Raw genomic sequence first — 3,620 nt, forward strand, 5'->3', positions numbered from 1 at the left:
GTGTGGGGCGTGGGGGGTGGGGGGGGCGGGTTTGTTGGCGTGGGGGGGCGGAGGAGGGCTCGTGGGGGGGGGAGGGGGGGACCTCCGCGAGACGCGGCCGCCGGCCGTCAGACGAACGACAAGCCGGGATCTCCGCGATCAGCGGGGCGCCGGGCTCTGGATCAGATGCGCCGCGTGATGGACGATCAACTGGAGCCCACCAGGCAGCCGTGACGTCGTCACCAGCACCGAAGCCTCCCCGTACAGCGGATGCCGCAACCGTCGCGCCCACGCCTCGGACGGCAGCCGGGGCGAGCGGGAGCGCCACAGCCGGGCGCCCACCGGATCGGCGGCGATCCGGCCCGCGAGGGTCCGCAGCGGGGCGTCGGCCGGGATCTGGGCGAGGGCCGCGCGGACCCGGGCGACGGCGTCGGCGCGGACCTCGTCGATGTCGGCGAACCGCCGCGCAGCTTCCTCGGTGAGCAGCCACAGCACCAGATTGGGAGGCCCGTCCGGCGTCTCGGCCGGGTCGGTGAAGAGCCGCGCCACCGACGCGTTCGCCGCCAGCACGGTCCATGCGTGGTCCGTGATCAGGGCTGGATTGGGCTCCATCAGGTCGATGTGGGCCAGCTCCTCGATGGTGGGCCGGCGTCGCTCCACGAGGTCGTACGGGCTGACGTCCGGCTCCGCCGCGAGCAGCAGGAAGGTCTCCCGCAGCTGCCCGGTCAGGCCGAGGCCGCCCGCCACACGCTTGAGGCCGCCGAGGTCGATGCCGTGCCCCGCGCCGTCCTCCAGCGCGCTGTAGCGGTGCTCGGGCAGGCCCGTGGCGCGCGCCGCCTGCTCCACGGTCAGCCCCAGCGTCTGTCTCCTGCGCGTCAACAGGGCGCTCAGCTGCGTGTCGCGCAGGTCGTCACGGTGCGTGATTTCGTGCCCCCGGTCCGATGCCATGGTCTCCCCGTCGTCGGCGCTGCCGTCCAGGCAGTTGGTGCGGATGCGGACATGGGTGATGATGCGGACCGCCGCCGCCGAGGTTCGCCATCACGGGCAGTTATCACTCGTAAGAGGTGCTGAAGGCAGGGGCGTTCGGGGAATCGGGCGTGAACGGCGTGAGCGCACGCCGCCGGCGCGCGGCTACGACGCGTCGCGCACGCCGAGGCGGTCCCGTTCCTCCGCCACGATCCGGCGGGCCAGCTCCGCGTCCGACACGTCGAACGCGTCGGGGCTCGCCTCCGCCGTGGCGCTGCGCCGGGCGTACGCGTCGAACAGCCGGTCCTTGGTGGTGAGGATCCGCACCATGCGCTCGTCGACACCGCCCGGCGCGAGCAGCCGGTGCACCCGGACCGTTCTGACCTGTCCGATCCGGTGCGCGCGGGCGACGGCCTGGTGCTCCAGGGTCGGCTTGATCTGCGGTTCGCACAGGATCACCACGGACGCGGCCTGGATGTTGAGCCCGATGCCCGCCGCCTGGATCTGCGCCACCAGGACGGCGGGCCCCGAGGCGGCCGAGTACGCGTCGACGAGAGCCTGCCGGCGCGCGGGCGGCACACCTCCGGTCAGCGGTCCGAACACCGGGCCGCCGACCCGTGGTTCGGCGGCCTCGGTGTCGAGAGCGTCGTGCACCGCGTCCAGGACATCGCGGAAGTACGAGAACACCACCACCTTGGAGCCGTTCTCACCCGCCTCCCGTACGAGGTCGCGCAGCCGCTGGAGCTTGGCGGACCCTTCGGGGCGGGCGTAGGCGGCGCGGCGCATCGCCATGAAGTTCCCCGCGGCCACCGCGTCGCGGTAGGCCCGCTCGTCCGACGTGCTCAGCTCCTCCCACTCGTCGGTGTGCTGGAGGCTGGGCAGTTCGGTGAGCACGTCGTCCTGGTTGCGGCGCAGGTAGACGGGGGCGACCGCGGTGCGGAAGGCCACCGATCCGGCGAGCCCGGCCTCCGTGTCGAGACGGTCGGCGAGGGCGGGGTCCAGCATCCGCACCAGGCTGCGGAACTCGGTGACCCGGTTCTCCATCGGGGTGCCGGTCATCAGCAGGACCCGCTCGCAGCGTGCCGCCCACCCGGCGACCGCCTGGGCGCGCAGGGTCTGCGGGTTCTTCACGGCGTGCGCCTCGTCGACGACCAGCATGCCCAGCTCGCCGCCGCCGGGCGTGGGGAAGCCGCGCAGGGTGTCGAAGGTGGTGACCGCGACGCCGCCGCGCCCCTTCCAGTCGGCGAACGCGTCCTGCCGCCCGGGCCCGTGCAGCGGGACGGCGCGCAGCCGGCTGCGCGTCTCGATCTCCCGCGTCCAGTTGACGAGGACCCCGGCCGGGCACACGACCATGAAGTGGCTCTGCCCCTCGGCGGCGAGATGGGTGAGCACGGCGAGTGCCTGGACGGTCTTGCCCAGGCCCATCTCGTCGCCGAGGACCACCCGGCGCCGGGCCAGCACGAAGCGCGCGCCGAACGTCTGGTAGCCGCGCAGCGACACCCGCAGGCCGGTGTCGGTGAGCTGCTGCGTGCGCACCTCGTCGGCGATCCCGGCGGGCAGGAACCCCTCGGCGGCCTCCGTGTCGGGGGCCTGCCCGGCGATCTCCCCGAGCACCCCGTAGTACTCCGCTGCCCGCAGCTCGAAGTCGACCCAGGCGGCGGCCTCGGACGCGGGACCGCGCAGCAGGTCCACGGACGCCTGGGCCAGCAGCTCGCCGGTGCCGGCCCGCGCCGCCTCCTCGGTGATCCCGCGCACCTCGGCCACGGCCGCCAGGGCCCGGGCCCGCCCGTCCCGCCCCGCGACCAGCATCCGCAGCCGCCCCGCGACGGGCCGCGCCGTCTCCAGGAGCGGGCCGAGCCGCCCGGTGAGGCCGCCCGCCTCGGTCACCGCCCGCCGCCCGTCCGGGCCCGCCGCCACCAGCACGTGCAGGGCGGCGACGAGCGCCGTCGTCCGCGGCTCGGGCCGGTCCACGTCGATGTGCACGGCGGCGCTCTCGCGCACGGCGTCCGCGAGGCGGCGTGCCGCGCCCAGGAGATGGACCGACGTCACCCGTCCCACACCGGGGATCTGCTGGAGCCGTCCGGGCCCGGCGTCGAGCACCTCCCGCACCGTGCGCAGCCCGCTCCGCTCGACGGGGTCGAGGCGCAGCCTGCCCTCGGTCGCCTCCTGGAGCCGGGACACCGGCATCGCGTCGAGCGTCTGCGTCACCTCGTCGTCGAGGAGCGGCGCCAGCGCCTCCCGCGCGGCCCGTACCGCCCGCTCGTGATCGGCCAGCAGCGACCGCGCCGCCTCGTGCAGCCGATCCCCGCCCGCGACCACCTCCCGCTCCGCGCGCCCCATCCGCCCCGGCTCCTCTCCTCGGCCCCGCTGTCGACCCCCACCCGCCCGGCCTCGCATCTTCTCACCGGGGGCGTTGGCCGGTGCGGACCGGACGTCTACCTTCTGCTCGGCTCATCGAACCCATGTCGACATCTCGAACGCTGCAGGAGAGGTTTCCCATGGCATCCGGTCCCACCAGACGAACCCTGCTGGGCGCCGGCGCCCTCGGCGCGGCGGCGCTCGGTCTCGCCCCGGGCCGCGGGGGGGGGGCCCCAGCAGGCGCGGCGGCAGCATCGGGGGCTTCCTTTTTTACGTGCGAGAAATCATCAAGTAGAGTGAGGGGGTGCAGGAAGAGG

Annotated in this window: 2 protein-coding genes; both read right to left on the reverse strand. The window is 74.7% G+C overall.

What is annotated here, in order from left to right; translation table 11 throughout:
* Positions 1-138 precede the first annotated feature (138 nt).
* Positions 139-927 carry a helix-turn-helix transcriptional regulator gene (locus ACFVDP_RS15015; protein ID WP_383488900.1) on the reverse strand — a complete coding sequence of 263 codons (789 nt, stop codon included), beginning with the start codon at positions 925-927 and terminating at the stop codon, positions 139-141.
* Between the two features lie 183 nt (positions 928-1,110).
* Entirely contained in the window at positions 1,111-3,285 is a 2,175-nt protein-coding gene (locus ACFVDP_RS15020) for a DEAD/DEAH box helicase (RefSeq protein ID WP_383488903.1), read from the reverse strand.
* Between the last annotated feature and the right edge of the window lie 335 nt (positions 3,286-3,620).

This window comes from Streptomyces sp. NPDC057694 (assembly GCF_042799415.1).
Lineage (GTDB): Bacteria > Actinomycetota > Actinomycetes > Streptomycetales > Streptomycetaceae > Streptomyces.